The sequence below is a fragment of the Myxococcus sp. XM-1-1-1 genome, assembly GCF_020037095.1.
Taxonomy (GTDB): Bacteria; Myxococcota; Myxococcia; order Myxococcales; family Myxococcaceae; genus Myxococcus; species Myxococcus fulvus.
On sequence record NZ_JAIQDH010000001.1, the window covers coordinates 440,659 to 464,237 of the forward strand.

At 70.8% G+C, this 23,579-nt stretch carries 20 protein-coding genes and 1 pseudogene; 16 read left to right on the plus strand and 5 right to left on the minus strand.

Features of this window, described 5'->3' with window-relative positions:
• Positions 1-165 precede the first annotated feature (165 nt).
• The 6 genes and pseudogenes from K8640_RS01780 to K8640_RS42390 form a co-directional block, all read left to right on the plus strand.
• A complete protein-coding gene (locus K8640_RS01780) occupies positions 166-918 on the plus strand; it encodes an OmpA family protein (protein ID WP_141332153.1) in 753 nt (250 codons plus the stop codon).
• Between the two features lie 27 nt (positions 919-945).
• Complete coding sequence (locus K8640_RS01785; protein ID WP_046715198.1) at positions 946-1,380, plus strand: chemotaxis protein CheW; 435 nt, start codon at positions 946-948, stop codon at positions 1,378-1,380.
• A gap of 3 nt (positions 1,381-1,383) precedes the next feature.
• Positions 1,384-1,755, plus strand: coding sequence for a protein CrdC (locus K8640_RS01790; RefSeq protein ID WP_223745496.1), 372 nt, complete (start codon positions 1,384-1,386; stop codon positions 1,753-1,755).
• On the plus strand, positions 1,752-3,542 hold the full coding sequence (locus tag K8640_RS01795) for a methyl-accepting chemotaxis protein (RefSeq protein WP_223745497.1): 1,791 nt from the start codon (positions 1,752-1,754) through the stop codon (positions 3,540-3,542). The genes K8640_RS01790 and K8640_RS01795 overlap by 4 nt, the downstream gene beginning before the upstream one ends.
• Complete coding sequence (locus tag K8640_RS01800) at positions 3,539-5,359, plus strand: methyl-accepting chemotaxis protein (protein ID WP_223745498.1); 1,821 nt, start codon at positions 3,539-3,541, stop codon at positions 5,357-5,359. Before K8640_RS01795 ends, K8640_RS01800 begins: the two co-directional genes overlap by 4 nt.
• A gap of 44 nt (positions 5,360-5,403) precedes the next feature.
• Positions 5,404-5,574 (plus strand): annotated as a pseudogene (locus K8640_RS42390) (Hpt domain-containing protein); the annotation flags it as partial.
• Between the two features lie 14 nt (positions 5,575-5,588).
• Here K8640_RS42390 and K8640_RS01810 read toward each other — a convergent pair.
• Positions 5,589-5,867 carry a hypothetical protein gene (locus K8640_RS01810; RefSeq protein WP_223745874.1) on the minus strand — a complete coding sequence of 93 codons (279 nt, stop codon included), beginning with the start codon at positions 5,865-5,867 and terminating at the stop codon, positions 5,589-5,591.
• 781 nt (positions 5,868-6,648) lie between these two features.
• Between K8640_RS01810 and K8640_RS01815 the strand changes: the two genes are divergently transcribed.
• The 8 genes from K8640_RS01815 to K8640_RS01845 all read left to right on the plus strand — a co-directional run bounded on the left by K8640_RS01815 (position 6,649) and on the right by K8640_RS01845 (position 14,260).
• Positions 6,649-8,331: a response regulator gene (locus tag K8640_RS01815; protein ID WP_223745858.1), complete on the plus strand. Its 1,683-nt coding sequence runs from the start codon at positions 6,649-6,651 to the stop codon at positions 8,329-8,331.
• 79 nt (positions 8,332-8,410) lie between these two features.
• Positions 8,411-9,466, plus strand: coding sequence for a chemotaxis-specific protein-glutamate methyltransferase CheB (gene cheB, locus K8640_RS01820; protein ID WP_141332148.1), 1,056 nt, complete (start codon positions 8,411-8,413; stop codon positions 9,464-9,466).
• A 67-nt stretch (positions 9,467-9,533) separates the two neighbouring features.
• The gene (locus K8640_RS01825) at positions 9,534-10,733 is read left to right on the plus strand and encodes a protein-glutamate O-methyltransferase CheR (protein ID WP_223745859.1); all 1,200 of its coding nucleotides are present in this window, start codon (positions 9,534-9,536) and stop codon (positions 10,731-10,733) included.
• Positions 10,734-10,792: 59 nt separating this feature from the next.
• On the plus strand, positions 10,793-11,641 hold the full coding sequence (locus tag K8640_RS01830; RefSeq protein WP_223745499.1) for a tetratricopeptide repeat protein: 849 nt from the start codon (positions 10,793-10,795) through the stop codon (positions 11,639-11,641).
• Positions 11,638-11,769 (plus strand): hypothetical protein, encoded by a 132-nt coding sequence (locus K8640_RS42395; RefSeq protein ID WP_255316141.1) that lies wholly within the window; start codon positions 11,638-11,640, stop codon positions 11,767-11,769. The genes K8640_RS01830 and K8640_RS42395 overlap by 4 nt, the downstream gene beginning before the upstream one ends.
• Before the next feature lie 66 nt (positions 11,770-11,835).
• Complete coding sequence (locus K8640_RS01835; protein WP_223745500.1) at positions 11,836-12,780, plus strand: 5'-nucleotidase; 945 nt, start codon at positions 11,836-11,838, stop codon at positions 12,778-12,780.
• 109 nt (positions 12,781-12,889) lie between these two features.
• On the plus strand, positions 12,890-13,159 hold the full coding sequence (gene rpmE, locus K8640_RS01840) for a 50S ribosomal protein L31 (protein ID WP_141323673.1): 270 nt from the start codon (positions 12,890-12,892) through the stop codon (positions 13,157-13,159).
• Between the two features lie 219 nt (positions 13,160-13,378).
• Positions 13,379-14,260 (plus strand): site-specific DNA-methyltransferase, encoded by an 882-nt coding sequence (locus K8640_RS01845; protein WP_223745501.1) that lies wholly within the window; start codon positions 13,379-13,381, stop codon positions 14,258-14,260.
• A gap of 30 nt (positions 14,261-14,290) precedes the next feature.
• Here K8640_RS01845 and K8640_RS01850 read toward each other — a convergent pair whose 3' ends face one another.
• Entirely contained in the window at positions 14,291-16,045 is a 1,755-nt protein-coding gene (locus K8640_RS01850) for a M1 family metallopeptidase (protein ID WP_223745502.1), read from the minus strand.
• A 132-nt stretch (positions 16,046-16,177) separates the two neighbouring features.
• Between K8640_RS01850 and K8640_RS01855 the strand changes: the two genes are divergently transcribed.
• Together K8640_RS01855 and K8640_RS01860 are read left to right on the plus strand one after the other, a co-directional pair.
• Complete coding sequence (locus tag K8640_RS01855) at positions 16,178-18,568, plus strand: 3-hydroxyacyl-CoA dehydrogenase/enoyl-CoA hydratase family protein (RefSeq protein WP_223745503.1); 2,391 nt, start codon at positions 16,178-16,180, stop codon at positions 18,566-18,568.
• A gap of 77 nt (positions 18,569-18,645) precedes the next feature.
• A complete protein-coding gene (locus K8640_RS01860; RefSeq protein WP_141323678.1) occupies positions 18,646-19,818 on the plus strand; it encodes a thiolase family protein in 1,173 nt (390 codons plus the stop codon).
• A 71-nt stretch (positions 19,819-19,889) separates the two neighbouring features.
• Here the strand turns inward: K8640_RS01860 and K8640_RS01865 are convergent, their stop codons facing one another.
• The 3 genes from K8640_RS01865 to dgcA all read right to left on the minus strand — a co-directional run bounded on the left by K8640_RS01865 (position 19,890) and on the right by dgcA (position 23,573).
• Positions 19,890-20,414 (minus strand): hypothetical protein, encoded by a 525-nt coding sequence (locus K8640_RS01865; RefSeq protein ID WP_223745504.1) that lies wholly within the window; start codon positions 20,412-20,414, stop codon positions 19,890-19,892.
• A gap of 233 nt (positions 20,415-20,647) precedes the next feature.
• Positions 20,648-22,495 carry a MutS-related protein gene (locus K8640_RS01870; protein WP_223745505.1) on the minus strand — a complete coding sequence of 616 codons (1,848 nt, stop codon included), beginning with the start codon at positions 22,493-22,495 and terminating at the stop codon, positions 20,648-20,650.
• Positions 22,496-22,586: 91 nt separating this feature from the next.
• Complete coding sequence (dgcA, locus tag K8640_RS01875; RefSeq protein ID WP_223745506.1) at positions 22,587-23,573, minus strand: N-acetyl-D-Glu racemase DgcA; 987 nt, start codon at positions 23,571-23,573, stop codon at positions 22,587-22,589.
• Positions 23,574-23,579 lie beyond the last annotated feature (6 nt).

Here is a 23,579-nt window from a genome sequence, read left to right on the forward strand (position 1 = left end):
GACAATCTCACGGAAAATATTTGGACATTCAAGGGTTTCGGGGCGCGGAGGGGTGTCTCGAAAGGGACAAAAGCTTTGACTCACCCCGGCGACTGAGACTACACGCGACCCGACTACCCGTCCCCTGCGGGTGCTTCTTTCGTTTCAATGATTTCGGGAGGAATGATGCGTCGGATTTCTCTGTGGGCGGGTCTCGGCCTCGCCATGGCCGTGCTGACCGGCTGCCCCCCCAGCTACCCCAACTGCAAGGACGACTCGACCTGCTCCGAGAAGGGCGAGGTCTGTGTCCAGGGCACGTGCCAGGAGTGCGCGACCGACGCCAACTGCAAGGAGGGCTTCTCCTGCCAGGGCAACAAGTGCGCGCCCAAGCCGCCCGAGTGCACCGTCGACAACCAGTGCGGTGACGGCCGCATCTGCGAGGCCGGCAAGTGCGCCGAGGCCCAGTGCAAGGACGACTCCTCGTGCCCGTCCGGTGGCAAGTGCCAGGGCGGCCGCTGCCAGGTCCCCACGGACACGTGCGCGTCCAACTCCGACTGCGGTGACGGCCAGGAGTGCAGCGCCGGCCGCTGCGTGACGGCCTCCGCGGACAAGTGCGACTGGAGCCCCATCCGCTTCGGCTTCAACGAGTCCTCGCTGGACTCCGAGGCCCAGCAGCGCCTGTCGGACCTGGCCAACTGCCTGAAGACGGGCCAGGCGGGCAAGCTGACCCTGGCGGGCCACGCCGACGAGCGCGGCACGGAGGAGTACAACCTCCAGCTCTCCAACCGCCGCGCGGCGGCCGTCAAGCGCTACCTGACGGACCTGGGCATCAAGTCCAACACCGTCACGACGGTGGGCTACGGTGAGACGCGCCCGGTGAACAACGCCTCCTCCGAAGAGGCGTGGAGCGAGAACCGCCGGGTCGAGTTCCAGCGCTAGTGGAGGCTGAGGTAGGCTTGGCGCCACATGGCCGTCCACGAGCCGGAAGCGCGTCAGTCCTATCTCGTCTTCGCCTGCGGTAGCAGCTGGTACGCGGTACCCGCGGACAGCGCGGCGGAGGTCGTCACCTTCCCCGAGCTCACGCGGGTACCGGGGGCTCCAGCCCACCTGCTGGGTGTGTTCGCCCACCGGGGAGAGGTCATCCCGGTGGTGGACATGGGCCTGCTGGTGGGCGGCGCCAGCCAGTCCTCGCGGCGGGCCGTCCTCGTGCGGCTGCCGCGCGGCACCCTCGCCCTGACGGCGACCACGGTGGCCGGCGTCTCCCCGGTGACGGGAGCGCTCGAGCCCCTGGGCTCCGCGGGCGTCCAGGTCCACCTGAGAGGCCCCGCCAAGAGCGGCCCCCGGGATGTGGCCGTCATCGACCCCGAAGGGCTCTTCGACCACCTCAGCCAGGGCGCCTGAGTCATGGCCCCGGCAGGCCCCGTGCGGGGCATGTTGTTGTGTCACGCGGGCCCGCATCGGCTCGCGTTCCTGGCCCATGAGGTGCTCTCCATCACCTCGCCGGGGGAGGAGGACGCGGCCTCGGCCCGGCTGGCCTTCCAGGCGTCCGCGGGCGCCCAGCGCGTGCTGGTGGCGACGTCGGGCGGGGCGGTGGGCGTGGACGCGCTCGAAATCGAGGCGGAGGCGCACCCGGTGCTGACCGCGCCGCCGGTGGCGGTGAGCGCGTCGGGTGGTTGTCTGCGCGGCTTCGTGCTGGCGCGCGGGGTGCTCTGGCCCTTGTTGGGGCTGGCGGACTTCGAGCGGTTCCTCCGGCGGCGGATGGGGGGCGCGGCGTGACGGGGCCTTCAGACGTGCGGGGGCTGGCGCTCTGGGTGGCGAGGCCGGTGATGCCGGCGAGCACGGTGGGCATCTGCCTGGCGCTCTTGCACGGGTTGCTGACGGATGCGCTGCCCCGGGAGGCGTGGCTGCGCTTCCTGGGGCTGGTGGTGGTGGTGACGGCGCTGTCCTTGTGGCTGGTGCGGCTCAACGCGCGGCGCTCGCTGCGGGTGCTGCACGCGGTGGGGGAGGGGGCGCTGCCCGCCTCCGCCGAGCACCTGCGCCAGGCGCTGCTGGAGGCCCGGGCCTTCCCCGACAGGGTCTTCTCCTTCGCGCTGCGCAGCTGGTTGTTGGGCGCGCTGGTGGTGGCGTTCATCTTCATCCCCTGGACGGACGCGTCGCTGGGGCTCGCGCCGCGAATCGTCCTGGTGGGCGCGTGTCTGGGCTCGCTGACGGCGCTGCTCATCTACCTGCTGGTGATTCGGCGCTGTCGTCGGGCGGTGGAGCTGGTGGCGGCCCGGGGGCTGTCCCCGCTGGACGTGGTGGCGGCGGCGCCCCCCCGGCGGCTGCACATGCGCCGGCACATGGTGCTCTTCACCGCCATCGCGGTGCTCACCCCCTCGCTCTTCATCCTCGACGCCACCGTCACCGGCACCTCGCGGGCCATGGACGAGGTGGTGCGCGCGAAGTCGCCCCAGGAGCGGGACATGGCGGTGCGGCGGGTGGACGACGAGCGGGGGTTGGCCGTCGCGGGGCTGGTGGCGGTGCTGGTGCTGTTGACGGCGCACCTGGGCGGCACCGTCATCGCGGGGCCCCTGCGCGCCATCACCGAGGAGGCCACCCGCATCGCCCAGGGAGACCTGCGGCCTCCGCGCGTCATCCCCGCGGAGGACGAGGTGTGGGCCACCTCGGCGGCCTTCGCGCAGATGCAGGCGCAGCTCGGCCAGGCACTCACCCAGCTGCGCCGCGCGGGCCTTCAGATATCCACCACCACCGAGCAGCTGGTGGCGACGTCCGGTGAGCAGGAGGCGGGCGCCGACGAGCAGGCCAGCTCGCTCAACGTGACGAGCGCGACGACGGAGGAGCTGGCGCGCTCGGCGCAGCAGATCGCCGGCAACGCGGAGTCGGTGTCTACCATCGCCGAGTCGACGTTCTCCGCCGCGCAGACGGGCCAGCGCGGCGCGGCCGCCTTCCTGGGCGCCATGCAGCGCATGAAGCAGGACAACCAGGCCATCGCGGACGCGGTGGTGCGGCTCAACAAGCGCGTGCAGCAGATTGGCAAGGTGGTGGAGTTCATCAACGAGATCGCCGACAAGTCGGACCTGCTGGCGCTCAACGCGGAGCTGGAGGGGACGAAGGCGGGCGAGGTGGGGCGGGGCTTCTCGCTGGTGGCCGCGGAGATGCGCAGGCTCGCGGAGAACGTCATCCGCTCCACGAAGGAGATTGAGGGCCTCATCGAGGAGATCCGCGACGCGACGAACGCGGCGGTGATGGCGACGGAGGCGGGGCTGAAGGCCATGGACGCGGGCACGGTGCTGGCGGCCGAGGTGGACGAGAGCCTGAGCCTCATCCTGGAGCTGGCGCGGCAGACGTCCCACGCGGTGCGCAGCATCTCGCTGGCCACGCAGCAGCAGCAGACGGGCACCGACCAGCTCGCCGCGGCGATGGGAGACATCCTGCGCGTCACCGAGCAGAACTCGGCGGCCACCAAGCAGATGGCGGTGGCCAACGCGGACCTGTCCACGCTGGCGAGGGATTTGAAGCGCGTGGTGGAGCGCTTCCACGTGGTGGCCGGGGAGGACGCATGAGCCCGCGTGCGAGCTCCAGGCGGACGTCCTTCACCCGTCATCTGATGCTGCCCGTGCCGCTGACCAACCTGGTCGGCGTGGTGTTCGGGCTGCACTACGCCTGGCTCACGCTCTCCGACGCGCCGGGGATGGCGGGCCGGATGGAGCTGTTCGTCCGGTGGGCGTGCGGGATGGGGGCGGTGGCCATCATCCTGGGCGCGTGGGTGTCGCTCGCGCGGCTGCGCACGGTGCGGGCGCTGGAGCTCGGGCGCGTGGCTGCGACGCCGGAGGTCTTGAAGGCCGCGGTGACGGAGGTGACGCGCTGGCCGGACGAGGCGTTCCTGCGCTCGCTGGGGCTGTGGCTGTTCACCACGCCCCTGTTGGGCTTCGCGGTGTGGTGGACGGCGGGCGTGGACGCGGACGCGGCGCGGCGCATCGCCGGGTTGGGGCTCTTGTTCGGTCCGCTGACGGCGCTGCTGGTGCACTGCCTGGTCATCCTGCGCTCGCGCAAGGTGGTGCTGTGGCTGGCGGAGCTGGGCATGACGCACGGCCAGCTCATCGCGGCGATGCCGAGGCGGGCGGAGATTCGCGCGCGGCTGGTGGCGTTCGCCTTCATCTCGGTGGTGACGCCGGCGGTGTTGTCCGTGCAGCTCTCCTCTGCGCTGGGAGAGCGTGCGCTGCGGCAGCTCATGGCGCATGCTGCGCCGAGCGCGGAGCTGGCCTCGCGGCTTCGCGTGGAGGCGCTCGTGTCGGGCGGGCCGCTGGTGCTGCTCGTCTTCGCGCTGGCGCTGACCACCGCGTACCTGGGCGGCACGCTGCTGGGGCGGCCCCTGCGGGAGCTGTCGAGCGAGGCGCGGCGCATCGCCGAGGGGGACCTGGCCAGCCCTCGCGTGGTGCCGACGGAGGATGAAATCTGGGACGTGTCCGCGGCCTTCACCACCATGCGGACGCACCTGGCGGACGTGATGTCCCAGCTCCAGCGCGCCGGGGCGCAGATTTCGGCGACGACGGAGGAGATCCTCACCACCTCCGGACGCTACGAGGTGGGTGCGACCGAGCAGGCCAGCTCCCTGGACCAGACGAGCGCGACGACGGAGGAGCTGGCGCGCTCGGCGCGGCAGATCGCCGAGAACGCGGGCTCGGTGGCGCAGATTGCCCAGCGCACGCTGGGCGCGGCGCAGCAGGGCCAGCGCAGCGCGGAGTCCTTTCTGGGCTCGATGGAGCGCATGAAGCAGGACAACGTCGCCATCGCCTCCTCGGTGGTGCGGCTGAACAAGCGCGTGCAGCAGATCGGCAAGATTGTCGAGTTCATCAACGGCGTCGCGGACAAGTCCGACCTGCTGGCGCTGAACGCGGAGCTGGAGGGGACGAAGGCGGCGGAGGTGGGGCGGGGCTTCTCGCTGGTGGCCGCGGAGATGCGAAGGCTCGCGGAGAACGTGCTCGAGTCCACGAAGGAGATTGAAGGGCTCATCGAGGAGGTGCGCGAGGCCTCGGCCGCGGCGGTGTCCGCGACGGAGGGCGGCGTGCGCGCGGTGGAGTCCGGGACCACGCTGGCGCAGCAGGTGTCGGAGTCGCTGCGGCAGATCACGAAGCTGGCGGGGAAGACGTCGGACGCGGTGCGGAGCATCTCGCTGGCCACGCAGCAGCAGCAGACGGGCACCGACCAGCTCGCGGAGACGATGGCGGACATCCTGCGCATCACCCAGCAGAGCCTCAACGCCACCAAGCAGGTGAGCACCGCGAACACGGACCTGCTCGTGCTGGCGCGGGACTTGAGTGAGGTGGTGGAGCGCTTCCAGATTGGTCAGGAGACGCTGCGAGGGGAGGAGGGCGGGTGAACCCGAGCGAGCGCCTGCTCAGGCAGTTCCGGGACCTGGTGACGGTGCGCCTGGAGCGCATCAACCGGGCGCTCATGGAGCTGGAAGCAGGGGCGAGCCCGGATGCGGGACGGGGTGCGCTGCGCGAGCTGCACGGGCTCAAGGGCGAGGCCCGGATGATGGGCTTCGACGATATCAACGTGCTGGTGCACGAGATGGAGGAGCTCGTCCGCTGCGTGGAGCCCCGGCGCTATGCCTTGTCCGCGGACTCCGCGGACGCGCTGCTGAGCGCCGCCGACGCGGTGCTGTTGCTCTCGGGGGCGCAGCCGGGGGCGGCGTCCTCGCCCGAGGTGGTGCGGCTGGTGGGCTGGCTCCAGGCCTGTACCCGCGCGGAGACCCGGGACGGTCCGACGGGAGAGAGCGCCGGGGCGTCCTCGAGCGCGAGGGTCGATGGGGCCGAGTCGTTGGCGCGGACCGTCGCCGCCGCGTCGGTTGGGGCCGGGGCGCCGCGTGGTGCGACTGGCGACATCGGTCGCGAGGCTTCTGGTCCACATTCATCGTCACGAGGTGACGATGACTCGCGGAGCGGGGGGCACGCGGCCGACGCTTCCTCGCGAGGCGACGGGAGGGGGAGGAGTGGGGCGACCGCTGCCGACGCCGCGCCCCGAAATGGCGGGAGCGGGAAGGACGTGGCCGCTGCGGCCGATGCCGCAACCCGAAGTGACGGGCGAGAAAGAAGCGGGAGCTACGCTTCTGATGCCGCATCCCGAAGCGAAGGCGATGCGCGGAGCCATGCTCCTGCCGCCAATGCCGCGTCCCGAAGGGATGCCGATGCGCGGAGCCTAGCCCCGGCTTTCACCGTCGCGCCTCGCGGCGAGGCGCATGCTCTCGATGGGACCTCGCACGGCGAGGCGCGCGTTTCCGACGTCCCGTCCCGAAGCGGAGGCGCCGTCCCCGATGCGCCCCTCTGGCTGGAGGGCGGTGTCGCCGAAGGGCCTGCTCGCAGCGGGGTGCGCACGGCTCCCGGTGGCAATCCGCTCTGGCGGGTCTCAGGGACGGGGATGACCCGCGTGTCCACGGTGGCACCCTCCGAGCCTCCACTGCGCGGTGGCGCCCCACCTCCCATGGGAGGCATCTCGACCGTCGCGCAGAATCGCGGTTGGCCCTCCGCGCCACGTCCCGAGACGAGCCCCGCCCGCCCCTCAACAGGAGCGACTGGCGCGAGTCCCTCGCCCACGCCTGCCCCGGGCCCTCGCGTGGCCGCGCCAGGGCAGGGGACCTCGACGTCGCCCCGTCAGCCCGAGACGCGCATGGACGCGGTCCGCATCGACGTGGCCAGCCTGGACCTGTTGACCAGCGCGGTGACGAACCTGGCCCAGGTCGCCCGTCGCCGGGAGCGCGCCAACGCCCGCCGCCTGGCCCTGGCCCGGGAGCTGGGAAAGCTGGCCCGCGAGGCCGAGGACCTGGGCCCCGCCGCCGCCGCGCTGGTGGCCCGGCTGGGCACCGCCAAGGAGCTGGCCGCGGACCTCCATCGCGAGTCCAAGCTGCTCTCCAACGAAGAGCTCCGCGACCTGGGAATGGTCGTCGAGGAGGTCCAGGGCCTGCGCATGCTCCCCCTGTCCGTCCTCTTCGAGCCCTATCCGCGCATGGTGCGAGACCTGTCGCGCACGCTGGGCAAGGAGGTGGAGCTCGTCGTCGACGGCGAGGACACCCGCGCGGACCGGGCGGTGGTGGAGGCCTTGCGCGAGCCGCTGATGCACCTGGTGCGCAACGCCCTGGACCACGGCCTGGAGACGCGCGTGGACCGCGTCACCTCCGGCAAGCATCCCCGGGGCTGTCTCACCCTGCGCGCCGCGCGCGAGGGCAGCCGCATCATCCTGCGCGTCGAGGACGACGGCATGGGGCTGGACCCCGTGGAGCTGCGCCGCGTGGCCGTGCGCCGGGGCGTCCTGGACGAGAGCGCCGCCAACGCGCTGTCCGACGCCGCCACCCGCGAGCTCATCTTCCTGCCGGGCTTCACCTCCCGGGAGGTCGTCACGGACCTGTCGGGTCGGGGCGTGGGCCTGGACGCCGTGCGCGCCTCCATCCAGGGCCTGGGGGGCGACGTGGGCGTCGAGTCCGCGCCCGGCTGGGGCACCATCTTCGAGCTGCGCGTCCCCGTGTCCCTCACCGTCGCGCCGCTGCTCTTCGTCCAGGTGGGCACGGAGACGCTCGCCTTGAGCGCCACCCACGTCTCGCGCGCCCTCAAGGTGGAGCCCCTGCACCTGTGCGAGGTGGCGGGCCGGCCCGCGCTGCTCGTGGAGGGCCGCGTGCTGCCGCTGGCGTCCCTGGGCTCGCTGCTCGGCCTGTCCCCGGAGCGCGAGGTCCGGGAGGGGGAGCTCGTCCTGGTGGTCCGCAGCCAGAGCGGCGCCGCCGCCGTCGTCGTGGACCGCGTGCTCGAGGAGCGCGTCCAGGCCATCCTCCCCCTGCGCGGCGTGCTGGCCCGCTTCGGCCACCTCACGGGCGCGACCTCCCTGGCGGACGGCCGGCTCGCCATGGTGCTGTCGGCGGCCTACCTCACCGCCAGCGCCCACGGGACGTCCCCGCTGAAGCTGCCCCGCTCGTCGGCCCCGGAGACGGAGTCACGGCGCCGGCGCATCCTCGTCGTGGACGACTCCCCCCTCACCCGGGAGCTCATCTCCAACCTCCTGGAGGCGGTGGGATATGACACCGTCATGGCCGCCGACGGGGCGGACGCGCTGGACGTCCTGGAGGGCACCCCGGTGGACCTGGTGGTGACCGACCTGGAGATGCCGGGCATGGACGGCCTGGCGCTGACCCGCCGGCTGAAGGAACTTTCCGCCCGGCCCAGGCTGCCCGTCGTCATCCTCACCACCCGTGGTGGAGAGGAGGACCGGCGGCGTGGGCTGGCGGCGGGGGCGGACGCCTACGTCACCAAGGGGGACCTGGTGCGCCAGGACCTGGTGGATGTGGTGGGGCGACTGTTGTCCTGAGGGCCCCCGCTCAACCTCCTGAGGACAGGACGGAGCATTGGCTATACTCGGCGCCTCGCGCACGGGGTATGGACAGGGCATGGGCAAGAAAGTGTCGGTGCTGGTGGTCGATGACTCACTCATCTGCCGACAGCTCATCTGCGAGGCGTTGAGCAAGGACCCCGACATCGAGGTGGTCGGCTCGTGCGCGGACGGCAAGCAGGCCGTGGAGATGACCAAGGAGCTGCGGCCCCACGTCATCACCATGGACGTGGACATGCCCGTCATGGATGGGTTGACGGCCACCGAGCACATCATGGCCGAGTGCCCCACGCCCATCCTGGTGCTGACGGCGGACCCGCGCTCGCAGGCGCCGGAGCTGACGTACCGGGCGCTGGAGCTGGGCGCGCTCGCGCTGCAGATCAAGCCCGCCATCGACGCCGGCCCCGAGGCCTGGAACCTGGTGCGGGAGATCAAGCTGCTCTCCTCGGTGCGCGTCATCCGCCACCTGCGCCGTCCCCAGAAGGGCATCACCCCGCCCCGCGTGACGACGTCGGTGCTGCCCGCCGTGTCCATGGGCGTGGTGGTGGTGGCCGCGAGCACGGGCGGGCCGCAGGTGCTGTGCCGGATGCTGTCGGAGCTGCCGGCGGACTTCCCCGCGCCCATCGTCATCGTCCAGCACATCAACGCCGCCTTCGCCGAGTCGCTGGCGGGGTGGCTGGGCAACACCAGCCGGCTCAAGGTGCGGCTGGCGCAGGATGGCGAGCCGTTGATGCCGGGCCACGTGCTCATCGCGCCGCCGGGGCAGCACACCATGATTCCCTTCCGGGGACGGGTGGCGCTCAAGGCGGGCGTGGAGCGCGACGGGCACATGCCCTCCGGGACGACGCTGCTGGAGAGCGCGGCCCGGACCTACGGCCGGCGCGCGGTGGGCCTGGTGCTGACGGGCATGGGCGCGGACGGCGCGGAGGGGCTCCTGGCCATCCGTCAGGCCGGAGGGCTGACGCTGGCGCAGAACGAGGAGTCCTGCGTGGTGTTCGGCATGCCGGGCGCGGCGGTGGAGCGCAAGGCGGTGGACCACCTCATCCACGGCGACGAGGTCGCGGCGACGCTGTCGCGGCTGGCGCGGGGTGAGTCGTTGGCCGTGGGGCGCTGAGCTGGCGGTGCGTGCTCCGAGCGCGCCATGGGCTTTCGTGCGCGCCTTCCTCACGGCGCGTACGGGCATGGCCTTGAGCGGGCCCCAGATTCGTCGGCTGGATGACCGGCTGGCGGAGCGGTGTCGCGGGCTGACGCCGCACCAGTACCTGGCGTTCCTCAAGTCGCCCACGGGCGCCGCGGAGCTGGAGGGGCTCATCTCCGCGGTGGTGGTGAACAAGACGGACCTCTTCCGGGACGAGGTGCAGCTCACCGACTTCCGCGAGCACGTGCTCGGGCCGCTGGTGGAGCGGGCGAGGGGAGGGCCCCTGCGGGTGTGGAGCGCGGGGTGCTCGACGGGCGAGGAGGTGGCCACGCTGCTCGTCCTGCTGGCCGAGGCGGGCGCGAGCCCCGGGAGCACCGTGCTGGGCACGGACATCTCGGAGGCGGCGCTGCGGCGCGCGCGCGGGCTCTCCTTCTCCGCGGAGCAGCTGCGTCGGGTGCCGCCCGCGCTCCGGGAGCGCTACTTCGTGTCGACGGGCTCGCGCCAGGCGCTGGTGGGCGGGCTTCGCGAGCGGGCCAGCTTCCAGGTCCACAACCTGATGGACGTGCCCTATCCCCGGGCCCCGGCCGAGCGCGGCTTCGACGTCATCTTCTGCCGCAACGTCCTCATCTACTTCACGGTGGAGTCCTTCCACCGGACCGTCGCCACGCTGGCGGAGAGCCTCGCGCCCGGGGGCACGCTGGTGCTGTCGTCCTCGGAGCCGCTGCTCCAGGTGCCGCCCACCCTGCGCGTGGTCCGCACGGAGTCGGCGTTCTTCCACGTCCGGAGCGACGCCGAGCGCCTGGCGCTCGTGGAGCCGACGCGAGGCCCGCCCGCCTCCGTCCCGACGGGACCTTCCAAGGGGCCCTCCCGGGGCACGGCGCCGTCCTCCTCGGCGACCCCGCTCGAGGCCCCTGCGCTGGCGCCCGCCTTCGCCGAGGCGGACCTGCTCTTCGCGTGCGTGCTGGACGGCGCCGCGTCGGGCGTGTCGGACGCGGCGGCGGAGCGGGACCTGCGCCAGTGCCTCCAACTGGACCCCGACCATGCGGCCGCCCGCTACCTGCTGGCCCTGCTCTTGGAGCAGTGCCGCCGCCCCCTCGAGGCGGCCTCCGAGTACCGCCGCGCCCTGGTCGCCCTGGAGGAGGGCCGCGCCCGGCCGGTGCCCTTCTTCCTCAACCCCAGCCGCCTGCGGGTGGCGTGCGCGCACGCGGCCGGCCGCCTGGAGCCCCTGGGCGGGCCCCGCTAGCCGCCCCCTTGGCGAGAAGTCCGGACGACGCGCCGATTTGGCCCTAAGATGCCGGCCCCATGCGAAGGCTCGTCCTGTTCGCGCTGCTGGTAGCGCTCCCTGGCTGTTTCTATCCCGCGGACCGCGGCCGCGCCCTCGAGGCGAAGGTCGACCGGCTCGGCACCGACTCCGCGCAGATGCAGACGGAGTTGAAGGAGGCGCGCGCGCAGCTCGCCATCGTCCTGCCGAAGATCGACGAGAAGGTCGCCGAGGTCACCAAGGCCCTGGACGGCCTGGACACCGCCGCGCGCCGCAAGGACGCGGACATCGGCATCCAGCTCCAGAAGACGATGGAGGACCTGTCCCAGCTGCGCGGCCAGGTGGAGACCTACCTCCATAAAATCACCGAGCTGGAGACGGCGCTCGGCGCCCAGGACCAGAAGCTGCTCGCCATGCAGGGCGCCGCCGCCGTGAAGGAGGCCGAGGCCAAGAAGAAGGCCGAGGAGCTCCAGCGCCCCACCAACCCCAAGGACTTCCTCGCGCTCGCGCAGGAGCGCGCCAAGGCCGGCGAACTGCTCGTGGCGCGCCAGCTCTTCAACGAGCTGATGAAGAAGTGGGCCAAGGACGCGCTCGTGGGCGAGGCCCACTACGGCCTGGGCGAGACGTACTTCTCCGAGTCCAAGTGCCGCGAGGCCCTCTTCGAGTACGGCAAGGTGGTGCAGGACCACCCGAAGACGCCCTCCGCGCCGGATGCGTACCTGCGCTCCTCCGAGTGCTTCGCCCAGCTCAAGATGAAGGACGAGTCGCGCCTGGCGCTCGAGGAGCTGGTGAAGAGCTACCCCAAGTCCGCCGCCGCCAAGACGGCCAAGGAGCGCATCGCCGAGCTGGACAAGGCGAAGGCGCCCGCGAAGAAGGGGGGCAAGAAGTGAGCCTCCGCCTGCCCGGGCTCGCCCTGCTGGCCGCGCTGCTCTTCCCGCTCGTCGCGGGGGCCGCGCCCAAGCAGCTCGTGCTCCTCTTCACCGGAGACAACGGGGGCGAAGTCGCCCCCTGTGGTTGACGACACAACCCGTCTGGCGGTCTGGCCAGAAGAAAAGTCACGATAGAGAAGGAGCGCGCGAAGGGCGTGCCGGTCCTCGTGTTGGACGCGGGCAACGCGCTCTTCAAGAGCCGGGACAGCGGTGAGGCCCCGGATGCCCGCGCGCGCGCCGAGCTGGTGTTCGCGCAGATGAACGCGCAGGGCACCACCGCCATGGCCGTGGGCACGCGCGATTTGTCGCTGGGCGTGGACTTCCTGCTCAAGCAGTCGCGCAAGTCGAAGCTGAAGCTTTTGTCCGCGAACCTCGCGGACGCGCAGGGCAAGCTGCTGTTCCCCGCGTCGATGGTGACGCAGGTGGGGGGCCTCAAGGTGGGCCTCGTGGGCGCCTCGCCCGCCACCGAGCGCCCGGAGCCCATGGAGCCCTTCGCCCAGGGCAAGGCCGCGGCCGTCCAGCGCCAGGGGCTGCCCGTGCTCCCCGCCGTCACCGCCGAGGTGAAGCGCCTGCGCGAGCAGAAGGTGGACCTGGTCATCCTGCTGGCCGCCGTGCCCTACAACGACCTGCTCCAACTCGCCGGTGAGCTGGAGGGCGTGGACTTCGTGATGCAGTCGCACGAGGGGCGGGGCTCCGGCATCGCCCAGCGCGTGGGGCTGACCACCGTGGTGCCTCCGGGGGAGCGGGGCCGCCAGGTCGCGAAGCTGGAGCTGTCCATCGACGGCCCCGGTCGCTTCGTGGACGTCTCCGAGCGCGAGCGCACCCGCGACAGCCTGCGCATCGTCGAGACGAACCTCGCCCGGGCGAAGGAGCGGCTGGGCCAGATGAAGGACGAGGCGCAGAAGCGGGCGCTCGAGGCCTCGGTCGCCAGCCTGGAGACCCGGCGCCAGTCCCTGGAGAAGACGTTGGCGGGCGGCGCAACGCCCTCGGCCCGGACGCATCTATTGTCGTACATCCAGCTCGGCAGCGACGTACCGGCGGACCCGGTCGTCCAGAAGGCGGTGGAACGTGTCGAGCCCCCGGGCTCGGCGGCCCACTGAGCCGCGCTGGTCTTGTGCCCCGGTCGGCGCGCCGTTATAAGCGCCGGCCATTACAGTGCCGGACCTCCCTGCCGTGGGCGGCTGGGGGCAAGGCACCCTGGAGAGCGTCATGAAGCCGGAAGTGCATCCCGTCTATCCGCCGTCCCGCATCACCTGCGCGTGCGGCAACATCGTCGAGACCCACTCCACCCGCGGCTCGTTCTCGGTGGAAATCTGCTCGAACTGCCACCCCTTCTTCACGGGCAAGTACAAGCTCGTGGACACGGCCGGCCGTATCGACCGCTTCCGCAAGAAGTACGCGGCGAACCCCACGGAGACCGCCGCCGCCGAGGGCGCCATCGCCGTCCCGGCCGCCAAGGGCAAGAAGGCCAAGGCCTGATTCCAGCCGTCGCGCGCTCGCCGCGTGACAGCCATTCGCAGCACCGTCGAGCAGGGTGTCGGAGGGCCTCACTGGAGGCGCTCCCGCCCTGCTCGAGTCGTTTCCACGGCAAGCCCCCCGGGTCAAATTTCAGGGTGCTACAGGCCAGAAATTAGACGTAGCACTCAAGTCACCGCACATTCCGCCGCGTCCCACGACGAAGAGTCCGACGGAGGCGTGATGTTGGCTGAAGCTGCTCCCCCTGACCTGAAGATTGTCCGGCGCTCCCTCAACGAGAGCGTGCACGCGAAGGGCGACGCCTGGACGCTCCTGCACGGGGACAGCCTGGAGCTCCTGAACCGGTTCGAGCCCCAGACGTTCGACATGATCTTCGCCGACCCGCCGTACTTCCTCTCCAACGGCGGCACCACCTGCAAGGGTGGCAAGCGCGTCTCGGTGAAGAAGGGCAACTGGGACGTGTCGCGCGGGGTGGAGGAGGACCACGCCTTCACCACGGCGTGGCTCGAGGCCTGCCAGCGGCTGCTCAAGCCCACCGGCACGCTCTGGGTCAGCGGCACCCAGCACGTCATCTTCAACGCCGGCTTCGCCATGCAGAAGCTCGGCTACAAGCTGCTCAACACCGTCACCTGGTTCAAGCCCAACGCCAGCCCGAACCTGGCCTGCCGCTACTTCACCCACTCGACGGAGCTGCTCATCTGGGCCTCGCCGAAGTCGGGCGGCAAGCTGCAGCACGTCTTCAACTACAAGAAGATGAAGTCGGACAACGGCGGCAAGCAGATGCGCGACGCGTGGGTGCTGCCGCCCTCCGGCGACGCGGAAGTCACGGACGACGGCGAGGGCCGGCTGTGGACGCTCACCGTCCCGCGCGGCGGTGAGGAGAAGGCCCACGGCAGCCACCCCACGCAGAAGCCGGTGGCCCTGCTGGAGCGCATCATCGAGGCGAGCACCCCCGAGGACGCGCTGATTCTCGACCCCTTCAACGGCAGCGGCACCACGGGCGTGGCGGCCCTCAAGCTGGGCCGCCGCTACGTGGGCATCGACATGGACGAGAAGTACCTGGACCTCTCCGAGAAGCGCCTGAAGGCGCAGTCGGCGAAGTAGTCCGTCGTCGTCCTCCTCCCCGCGCCTTCCTCAGGCGCGGGAGAGGATGAGCTCCACGCCCTGCCGGGCGATGGGGTGGTAGCGCTCCTGGTGCTGCTGGAAGAGCGAGCGCGCCAGCGACTTGTGCTCGCGCGACGCGCTGAGCACGCCGTACAGGGGCTTGAGGTACTTCATGCGGCCCACCTCGCCCAGGAAGACCTCGGTGCGCGCCACCGCCGGCTCCCAGCCCGCGCGCAGGGCCGCCACCAGCCACGCCACCAGCACCTCCGAGTTGCGGCTCTTCGTCAGCTCGAAGCGCTCGTCCAGCTGGCGGAACAAGTCCCGCGGCGCGTCCGACGGCAGCCACTCCAGGAAGAGCTGCCACTCCGCGGGCGTCCAGTCCTTCACCGCGTCCTTCGACGGCACGGTGCCACGCAGGCGCAGGAGCGTCTCCAGCCGGCTGGAGCGAGGGGAGGGCGCGCCGCCGGGGATGCCGGGCCGCTGCAGGTACGCGTCCGCGTCCACCTTGGCCAGGGCCCCGGGCAGCTCGCGCTCGGTGAAGGCGATGAACTCCTCGGTGGTGAGCGCGCGGAAGCGGTACGTGGCCAGGTAGCGGCGCAGGAAGCCGTCGAACGTCTCGCGGCCCACCGCGTCCTCCAGCGCGCGCAGGAACAGGTAGCCCTTCTCGTACGGAATCTGGGAGAAGGCCTCGTCCGGGTCCACGCCCGTCAGGTGCGTGCGCAGCGCCGTCAGGTGCGGGTGCTCGCGGAAGTGGTGCATCGCCTCTTCCAGCGCGCGGCGCCCCAGCGCCCCGTGCAGCGCGGCCACCTCCTTGCCCGCCAGCGCCTCCAGGATGCGGCGCTCGGCGAACACGGTGAAGCCCTCGTTGAGCCAGAAGTGCTCCGCGGACGCGTTCGTCACCAGGTTGCCGGTCCACGAGTGCGCGAGCTCATGCGCCACCACGTTGACCAGGCTCTTGTCGCCGGCAATCAGCGTGGGCGTGAGAAACGTCAGCCTCGGGTTCTCCATGCCGCCGTACGGGAACGACGGAGGCATGGTGAGCAGGTCGAAGCGCTCCCAGTCGTACGGCCCGAAGAGCGACTCGGCGGCGCGCAGCATGTCGTCCACGCCGGAGAACTCCTCCGCCGCGTCCTCGAGCAGCTCCGGCTCCGCCCACACCCGCGAGCGCGGCCCCAGCTCCTTCGGCGCGAGGCTGCCCACCGCGAAGGCGAGCAGGTACGGGGGCACCGGCTGCGGCATCTCGTAGTGCTCCTCCGCCTCCACGCCGTGCTCCTCGCGGCCGACGAAGCTGGCGGCCATCACCGCCTTGAGCGCCTTGGGCACGCGCAGCGACGCGCGGTAGCGGATGCGGATGCGCGGCGTGTCCTGCAGCGGCACCAGGCTGCGCGCGTGGATGGCCTGGCACTGGCTGTAGAGGAACGGGTGCTGCCCGCCCGCCGTCTGCGAGGGCGTCAGCCACTGCAGCGCGCTCGCGGTGGGGGACGTGCGGTAGTGCACCGTGAGCTGGCGCACGCCCTGGGGCAGCTCCACGCGGAGCCTGCTCCCCAGGATCGGCTCGGGCGGCGCGAGCATGTAGGGCAAGGGGCGACCATTGCCGTCTACGACTCTGAGAATCTCCAGGTCCCGGGTGTCCAGGTCGAGGGGACCGGCGGACGCTTCCTTCAGCGTCAAGGTGGCCTCGGCGTGCAGCCTTCGCGTGCGGAAGTCGACGCGGGCCCTCCAGTCCAGGGTTTCCGTCTCGGGCTGCGTGCTGTCGTTGTACGAGTGCGGGTCGGGGCGAGCCATGGAGGTCCGGTTTGTAGTCCCTGGCGCGCCGGGTGGCGAGTGCTCCCACCCGCTGAACCGATTGACTTTCGGGTCAATCGCCTACATTTGTGCAGTCCCCTCCTTCCCACAAGAGCAAGGGAGCCTTCCCCAATGACGACGCGGATCCGCAAGGTAGCTGTGCTGGGCGCCGGAGTGATGGGCAGCGGCATCGCCGCCCATCTGGCCAACTCGGGCGTGCGCGCGCTCCTCCTGGACATCGTTCCGCCGAAGGCCGCACCGGGCGAGGACACCTCGACCAAGGCCTTCCGCAACAAGTTCGCCCTCGGGGCGCTGGCCAACATGCGCAAGCAGAAGCCCAGCCCCATCATGTCCGAGCAGGTGTTCACCGCCATCGAGGTGGGCAACTTCGAGGACGACCTGTCGCGCATCTCCGAGTGCGACTGGGTCATTGAGGTGGTGAAGGAGGACCTGGCCGTCAAGCAGGCGCTCTTCGCCAAGGTGGAGCAGCACGCCCGCAAGGACGCCATCATCTCCTCGAACACCTCCGGCATGTCGATTGTCGGGATGACCGAGGGCCGGGGCGAGGCCTTCAAGAAGAACTTCCTCGTCACGCACTTCTTCAACCCGGTCCGCTACATGAAGCTCCTGGAGCTCGTGGCCGGCAAGGACACGGACCCGGCGGTGATGAAGGCCATCCACCGCTTTGGCGAAGAGGTGCTCGGCAAGGGCATCGTCTACGGCAAGGACACCACCAACTTCATCGCGAACCGCATCGGCGTGTACGGGATGATGCGCACCATCGCGGCCATGGGCCCCGCGGAGCTGTCCATCGAGGAGGTGGACAAGATCTTCGGCCCGGCCATGGGGCGCCCCAAGTCGGCCGTGTTCCGCACCGCGGACATCGTCGGTCTGGACACCTTCGTCCACGTGTCGAAGAACTGTTACGACACGCTGACGCAGGACGAGGAGCGTGAGGTCTTCGCCATCCCCGGCTTCCTCCAGAAGATGGTGGAGAAGGGGATGCTGGGCGACAAGAGCGGCGGCGGCTTCTACAAGAAGGACAAGAGCTCCGGCGGGAAGGAAATCCTGGCGCTCGACCTGAAGACGCTCGAGTACCGCCCGCAGGGCAAGGTGCGCTTCGAGTCGCTGGGCGCCGCCCGCGAGGTGGAGAACGTCAAGGAGCGCGTCGCCGTCGTCATGAACGGCACGGACAAGGCCGCGAAGTTCGCCGAGCAGGTGACGCTGGACGTGCTGGCGTACACCAGCCGCCGCATCCCCGAGATTGCCGACGACGTGGTCAACGTGGACCGCGGCGTGCGCTGGGGCTTCGGGTGGGACCTGGGCCCCTTCGAGGTCTGGGACGCGTACGGCGTGAAGAAGGGCGTCGCGCGGATGAAGGAGCTGGGCCTCAAGCCGGCGAAGTGGGTGGAGGACATGCTGGCCACGGGCCGCGAGTCCTTCTACGGCGTGGAGGGCGGCAAGGACACGTACTGGGACATCCCCACGAAGTCCGTGAAGGTGGTGCCGGAGAACGCGCGCACCCAGCGCGTGGAGTACCTCAAGCGCGGCAACAAGAAGGTCGCCGGCAACGACTCCGCCACCCTGTGGGATTTGGGCGACGGCGCCACGCTGCTGGAGTTCCACACGAAGATGAACTCCATCGATGACCAGATCATCGAGATGATGCACACGGCGCTGGACGAGACCGAGAAGAACTTCAAGGGCCTCGTCATCGGCAACGACGGCGCCAACTTCTCCGCGGGCGCGAACATCGTCGCGCTGGTGTGGGCGGCGAAGAGCGGCCAGTACGAGGACATCCGCAAGCTGGTGACGTCGTTCCAGGCGGCCAACCAGCGCATGCGCTACAGCCCGGTGCCGGTGGTGACGGCGCCCTTCAACCTCACGCTCGGCGGCGGCGCCGAGGTGACCATGGGCGGCAACGCGGTGCAGGCGAGCGCCGAGCTGTACATGGGCCTCGTCGAGGTGGGCGTGGGCCTCATCCCCGGCGGCGGCGGCAACATGCAGCTGCTCCGCAACGTCTACGGCGCGTACTCCACGGACAAGGACTTCGATCCGTTCCCCTTCCTCAAGAAGGTGTTCCTGTCCATCGGCACGGCGAAGGTCGCCACCAGCGCCGAGGAGGCGCGCGAGGCGGGCTTCCTCTCGCAGGCGGACGGCATCAGCGCCAACCGCGACTTCCTCCTGTCGGACGCGAAGGCGCGCGTGCTGGGCATGGCGGACGCGGGCTTCCGCGCGCCGCGTCCCTCGCGCTTCCGGCTGGGCGGCCCCAGCGGCTACGCCACCATCGACATGATGCTGTACGACATGGAGATGAACGGGCAGGTCAGCGCGCACGACCGGAAGATCGGCCAGAAGCTGGCGCGCGTGCTCACGGGTGGTGACACCAGCACCTCGGCGCTGGTCACCGAGGAGAAGCTGCTCGAGCTGGAGGCCGAGGCCTTCCTGAGCCTGTGCGGCGAGGAGAAGACCCAGGACCGCCTGACGCACATGATCGAAAAGGGCAAGCCGCTGCGGAATTGACGGCCGGCCGGTACTCATTGGCGACGACATAAATTTCGCTGCATGCCCGGGTGTTACCCGGGCAAGGAGACATCAAGATGCCTGGTCGAGTCGTGATTGCCAGCGCGGTCCGCACGCCGTTCACCCGCGCGCACAAGGGAGAGTTCAAGGACACGCGGCCGGATACCCTGGCGGCCGTCGCCATCAAGGAGGCCGTGGCGCAGGTCCCCGGCCTGAAGCCGTCGGACGTCGAGGACGTCGTCCTGGGCTGTGCCATGCCGGAGGCCGAGCAGGGCATGAACGTGGCGCGTCAGGCCACGCTGCTGGCGGGTCTGCCGGTCGACGTCCCGGCGATGACCATCAACCGCTTCTGTTCGTCCGGGACGCAGGCCATCGCGCAGATTGCGGCGGCCATCCAGGCGGGCCACATCCAGGTGGGCATCGGTGGTGGCACCGAGTCCATGACGATGGTGCCCATGGGCGGCAACAAGGTCAGCGCCAACCCGGACATCATGGCGAACCACCCGGAGATCTACAGCTCCATGGGTGTGACGGCGGAGAACATCGCCTCGCGTCACAACGTGTCGCGTGCGGACTCCGACAAGTTCGCCGCCGAGAGCCAGCGCCGCGCGGCGACGGCTCGGGAGACGGGGAAGTTCAAGGAGGAGATCGTCCCGGTCACCACCACCGTCTACGACGAGGAGGGCAACGCGCAGACGGTGACGGTGTCGGTGGACACCATCCTGCGTCCGGAGACGACGGCCGAGGGCCTGGGCAAGCTGCGCCCGGCGTTCAACGCCAAGGGCGTGGTGACGGCCGGCAACGCGTCGCCGCTGACGGACGGCGCGGCGGCGGCGGTGGTGATGAGCGAGGAGAAGGCGAAGGAGCTGGGCGTCAAGCCGCTGGGCTACTTCGTGGACTTCGCCGTCGCGGGCGTGCCTCCGGAGGTCATGGGCATCGGCCCCGTGCCCGCGGTGCGCAAGCTGCTGGCGAAGAACAAGCTCGAGGTGAAGGACATCGACGTCTTCGAGCTGAACGAGGCCTTCGCTCCGCAGGCGCTGTACTGCATCCGTGAGCTGGGCATCCCGGAGGACAAGGTGAACCCGAACGGCGGCGCCATCGCCCTGGGTCACCCGCTGGGCGTGTCCGGTGCGCGGCTGGTCGCGACGATTCTGCGCGAGCTCAAGCGCCGCAACGGCCGCTACGGCGTCGTCACCATGTGCATCGGTGGCGGCATGGGCGCCGCGGCGCTCATCGAGCTGGCGAAGTAATCGCCGCGCGCTCCTGAAAGTTCACGGGCCCCGGGGAAGCGCTTCCCGGGGCCCGTTTTCGTTCGGGGACCTCAGAAGAGGCGGGTGATGACGAGGACGGAGGGGCCCGCGACGGAGGTGACGCCCTGGGGCGTCGAGCATGCGAGAAAGTCCGTCTGGAGCAGGGTGGAGGTGACGACCACCGTGGCGCCCACGAAGCGGCCCTCGGTCACCGTGGACTCCGTTGCGATGACAACCTCTCCCAGGGGCGCGGCGCGCAGGAGGGCTCGACCCTGCCCCGTGCTGTAGGTCCCGTCGTTCCACTTCAGTGTGAGGGACAGTTTTCCGTTCTCGAGCAGGCCACACGAAAGTGGGGTCTGCGCGAACGTATCGAGACTCGCGGACACGAGCCCCAGGGGGAGCCCCGTGCAGGGGCCGTAGAGCGCCTTCGAGTCGACGGTGATGAGCCGAGGGGTGTTCGAGAGCCCGGGCGCGTAGTTGACCCTCAAGGTGCCCGGGCAGGTGAGGGCCACGGGCTGCGCACGGCTGGCCGGGGCCAGCAAGAGGGTCGCCATGAACAGGGTGGACAGGACCGCGTGGAGCGCGTGGTTCATCATCAGTTCCTCCATGGACCGTGGCTAGAGCGCCACGTGAGCCGATGATGGTCGGGCGCGGGAGCGGTCGTGCGATGGGCACGCGGAGGCGGAGCTCGTCCGACATGATTCGCGCCAGCGGGTGCTCAGCACCTCACGAAGGGATTGGACTCGAAGACAGGGGCCGGACGCAGGGCAGGCGGTGATGGCGAGCAGGGGCTGCGCGCCCGGAGAACGGGCGGCGGGGTGGAGCGGGCCTACTTCCGACGCTCGGGCGCCTCGGGGTCGTCCACGGGGACACCGGCGAGTCGCAGCACGCGCAGCGCGTTGGTGGTGTCCACCACGCCTTCCCGCAGCGTGTAGTCGAACACCATCTGTCCCTCCTCCAGGTGGTCCCTGAAGTGGACGTTGCGGACCTTCGCGTTCGTGGTCTCCTCGGCGAGCGAGGTGAGCGACAGGTCATGCGTCGTCACCGCGCCGCTGGCGCCCGTGGCGAGCAGCAGGCGCAGCACCTCGCGCGAGGCGAGCTGGCGCTCTCGCGTGTTGGTGCCCAGCAGGATTTCGTCGAGCAGGAACAGGGCCTGGCCGTTCGCTGCGCGCGCCGCGTCCAGCACGGCCTTGATGCGCTGCACCTCCGCGTAGAAGTACGAGACGCCGCGCTCCAGCGAGTCCTTCACCCGCATGCTGGTGAGCACATGCAGCGGTGACAGGCGGAACGACGCGGCGGACACGGGCGCTCCGGCGAGCGCCAGCACCACGTTGGCGCCCACCGCGCGCATCAGCGTCGTCTTCCCGCTCATGTTGGAGCCGGTGATGATCAACGCGTGCGCGGGGCCCGGGAGGGACACGTCGTTGGGCACGGGCGCGTCCAGCAGCGGGTGTCCCAGCTTCGTCGCCTCGACGATGGGGCCCTCCTTCACCAGCGTGGGCCAGGCGAAGGCGGGGCGGTCATGCGCGAGCCCGGCGACACAGGACAGGGCCTCCAGCTCCGCGAGCGCCTCGAACCAGTGCCGCACGCGGGTGCCGTGCTTCTCGCGCCAGTTCTCCAGCGCGAACAGCGCGTGGATGTCCCAGAGGGTGAGCCAGTGCACGATGGGGTGGAACTGGTGCCGCTTGAACTCGATGAGCGAGAAGAGCTGGCTGAAGCGACGGAAGTGCGAGGACACCGGCGGCTCGCCCTGCTGTTGGAGGCCCGCCTGGAGCTGGCGCAGCAGGGGATGCTCGAAGCGCTGGCTCTCGATGCGCTCGAAGAGGGGGGCATACCGCGCGAAGCCCCGCTCGCCCTTCTCCACGTTGTCGTCCATCCGCTTGAGCGTCTTGCGGGTGGCGGCGGCCAGCGCGAGCTGTGCGATGAGGCCCGCCCAGACGGATGCGCCGGGAATCACGCCCACCTCGCCCAGGATGAAGAGCGCGAGCGTCACGAAGGGCAGCACCACCGCCAGCGGACGGGACCAGCGGATGGCGTCGAGCGAGGAGCCGGCTTCCGCCCATTGGATGAAGAGCGCGGGGTCCGCCTTCTCCTTGGCCACCGTGCGCGCGTCCACGCAGAGGTCCTGGCGGAAGTCCACGCGCGGGGCCAGCTCCTGGGCGGCGCCCTGTCGGGCCTCGACGACCTCCCGTGAGGCAGGGGACGACAGCCACGCGGCGAGCCGCTCCTCGCCGGCGCGGGTGGCCGTCTCGTTGAGGAGCTGGAACAGGCTGCCCTGGCCGAAGACGTCCAGGTCCGGCGTGTAGAGGTGGGAGGGGGAGGCGAAGCGCTCACCCTGCTCGGTGAACTCGTGCCAGCCATGTCCCAGGCGCGCCAGACCCCGCTCGTTGAGCGTCACGTAGAGCCGCTGGCGCTCCTCGCGACGGAACACCTGGTGGTGCATGACGGCGAGGATGATGAAGACGACGACGAAGCCGAGCGCGCCCCACCACCACGTCTTCGGCAGGCGTCCGGTGAGGATGAGGCCCGAGATGATGGCCGCGGCGAGGACGGCCACGGTGCGCAGGTTGGCGTAGCGGGCGCTGATGCGGTCCAGGACGGACAGCTCCGCCTGGGCGGCGGCGCGGCGCTCGGTATACGTGTGGTGGGGACTCGGGCGGGTGGCGTTCACGGACACGGTGGCCGCGCATGCTGTGCTTCCGGCCCGCCCAGGGCAAGAGGCCCTTGTCGTCGGGTGCCATCGGGACGACGAAGCCCCACCCGGGCCTTCAGCCCCACAACTCCCGGGGCGGCCAGAACAGGGTGTTGCCCTCGAAGAGCAGGCCCGGCTCGCGGTCCTTCGCCAGCAGCAGGGGACCGTCCAGGTCCACCACCTCCGCGTCCTGGGCCACCAGGGCCGCGGGGGCCATGGAGAGGGACGTGGCCACCATGCAGCCCACCATGAGCTGCAGCCCGTGCCCTCGCGCGTCCCGGGCCAGGGCCAGGGCCTCGGTGAGCCCTCCCGTCTTGTCGAGCTTGATGTTGAGCGCGTCGTACTTGCCCACGAGCGCCGCCAGCCCGTGCCGGTCATGCGCGGACTCGTCGGCGCACACGGCCACCGGGCGCCCCAGGCCCCGCAGGGCCTCGTCGTCCGAGGCGGGCAGGGGCTGCTCCACCATCACCACCCCCAGCTTCGCGCACGCATCCAGCAGGCCGGGCAGCTCCGCGGGGCTCCAGCCCTCGTTGGCGTCCACGATGAGCCGGCTGGCCGGGGCACCCTCACGGATGGCCCTGAGGCGCTCCAGGTCCTCGGTGCTCCCGCGTCCCAGCTTCACCTTGAGCAGCGGTCGGTGCGCGGACTTCACCGCGGCCCGGCCCATGGCATCCGCCGTGTCCAGGCTCAGCGTGTACGCGGTGACGAGCGGCCGGGGCTCGGGCATCCCCAGCAGCGCCCAGACGGGCCTGCCGGTCCGCTTCGCCTCCAAGTCCCACAGGGCGCAGTCCAGCGCGTTGCGCGCGGCCTTGGGCTCGAGCACCTCGGAAACCTCCTCCCGGGACAGCCCTCCCTCGATGCGCGCCCGCGCGGCCTCCAGCGCCTTCAGGACACCCGGCACCGTTTCGCCATAGCGGGCATAGGGCACACACTCGCCGCGCCCCACGGCGCCGCCTTCCTCCAGCGTGACGACCACCACCTCGGCGCTCGTCTTCGAGCCCCGGGAGATGGTGAAGCTGCCGGCGATGGGCCAGCTCTCGTGTCGGACGGTGAGCTTGCGCATGGGCCT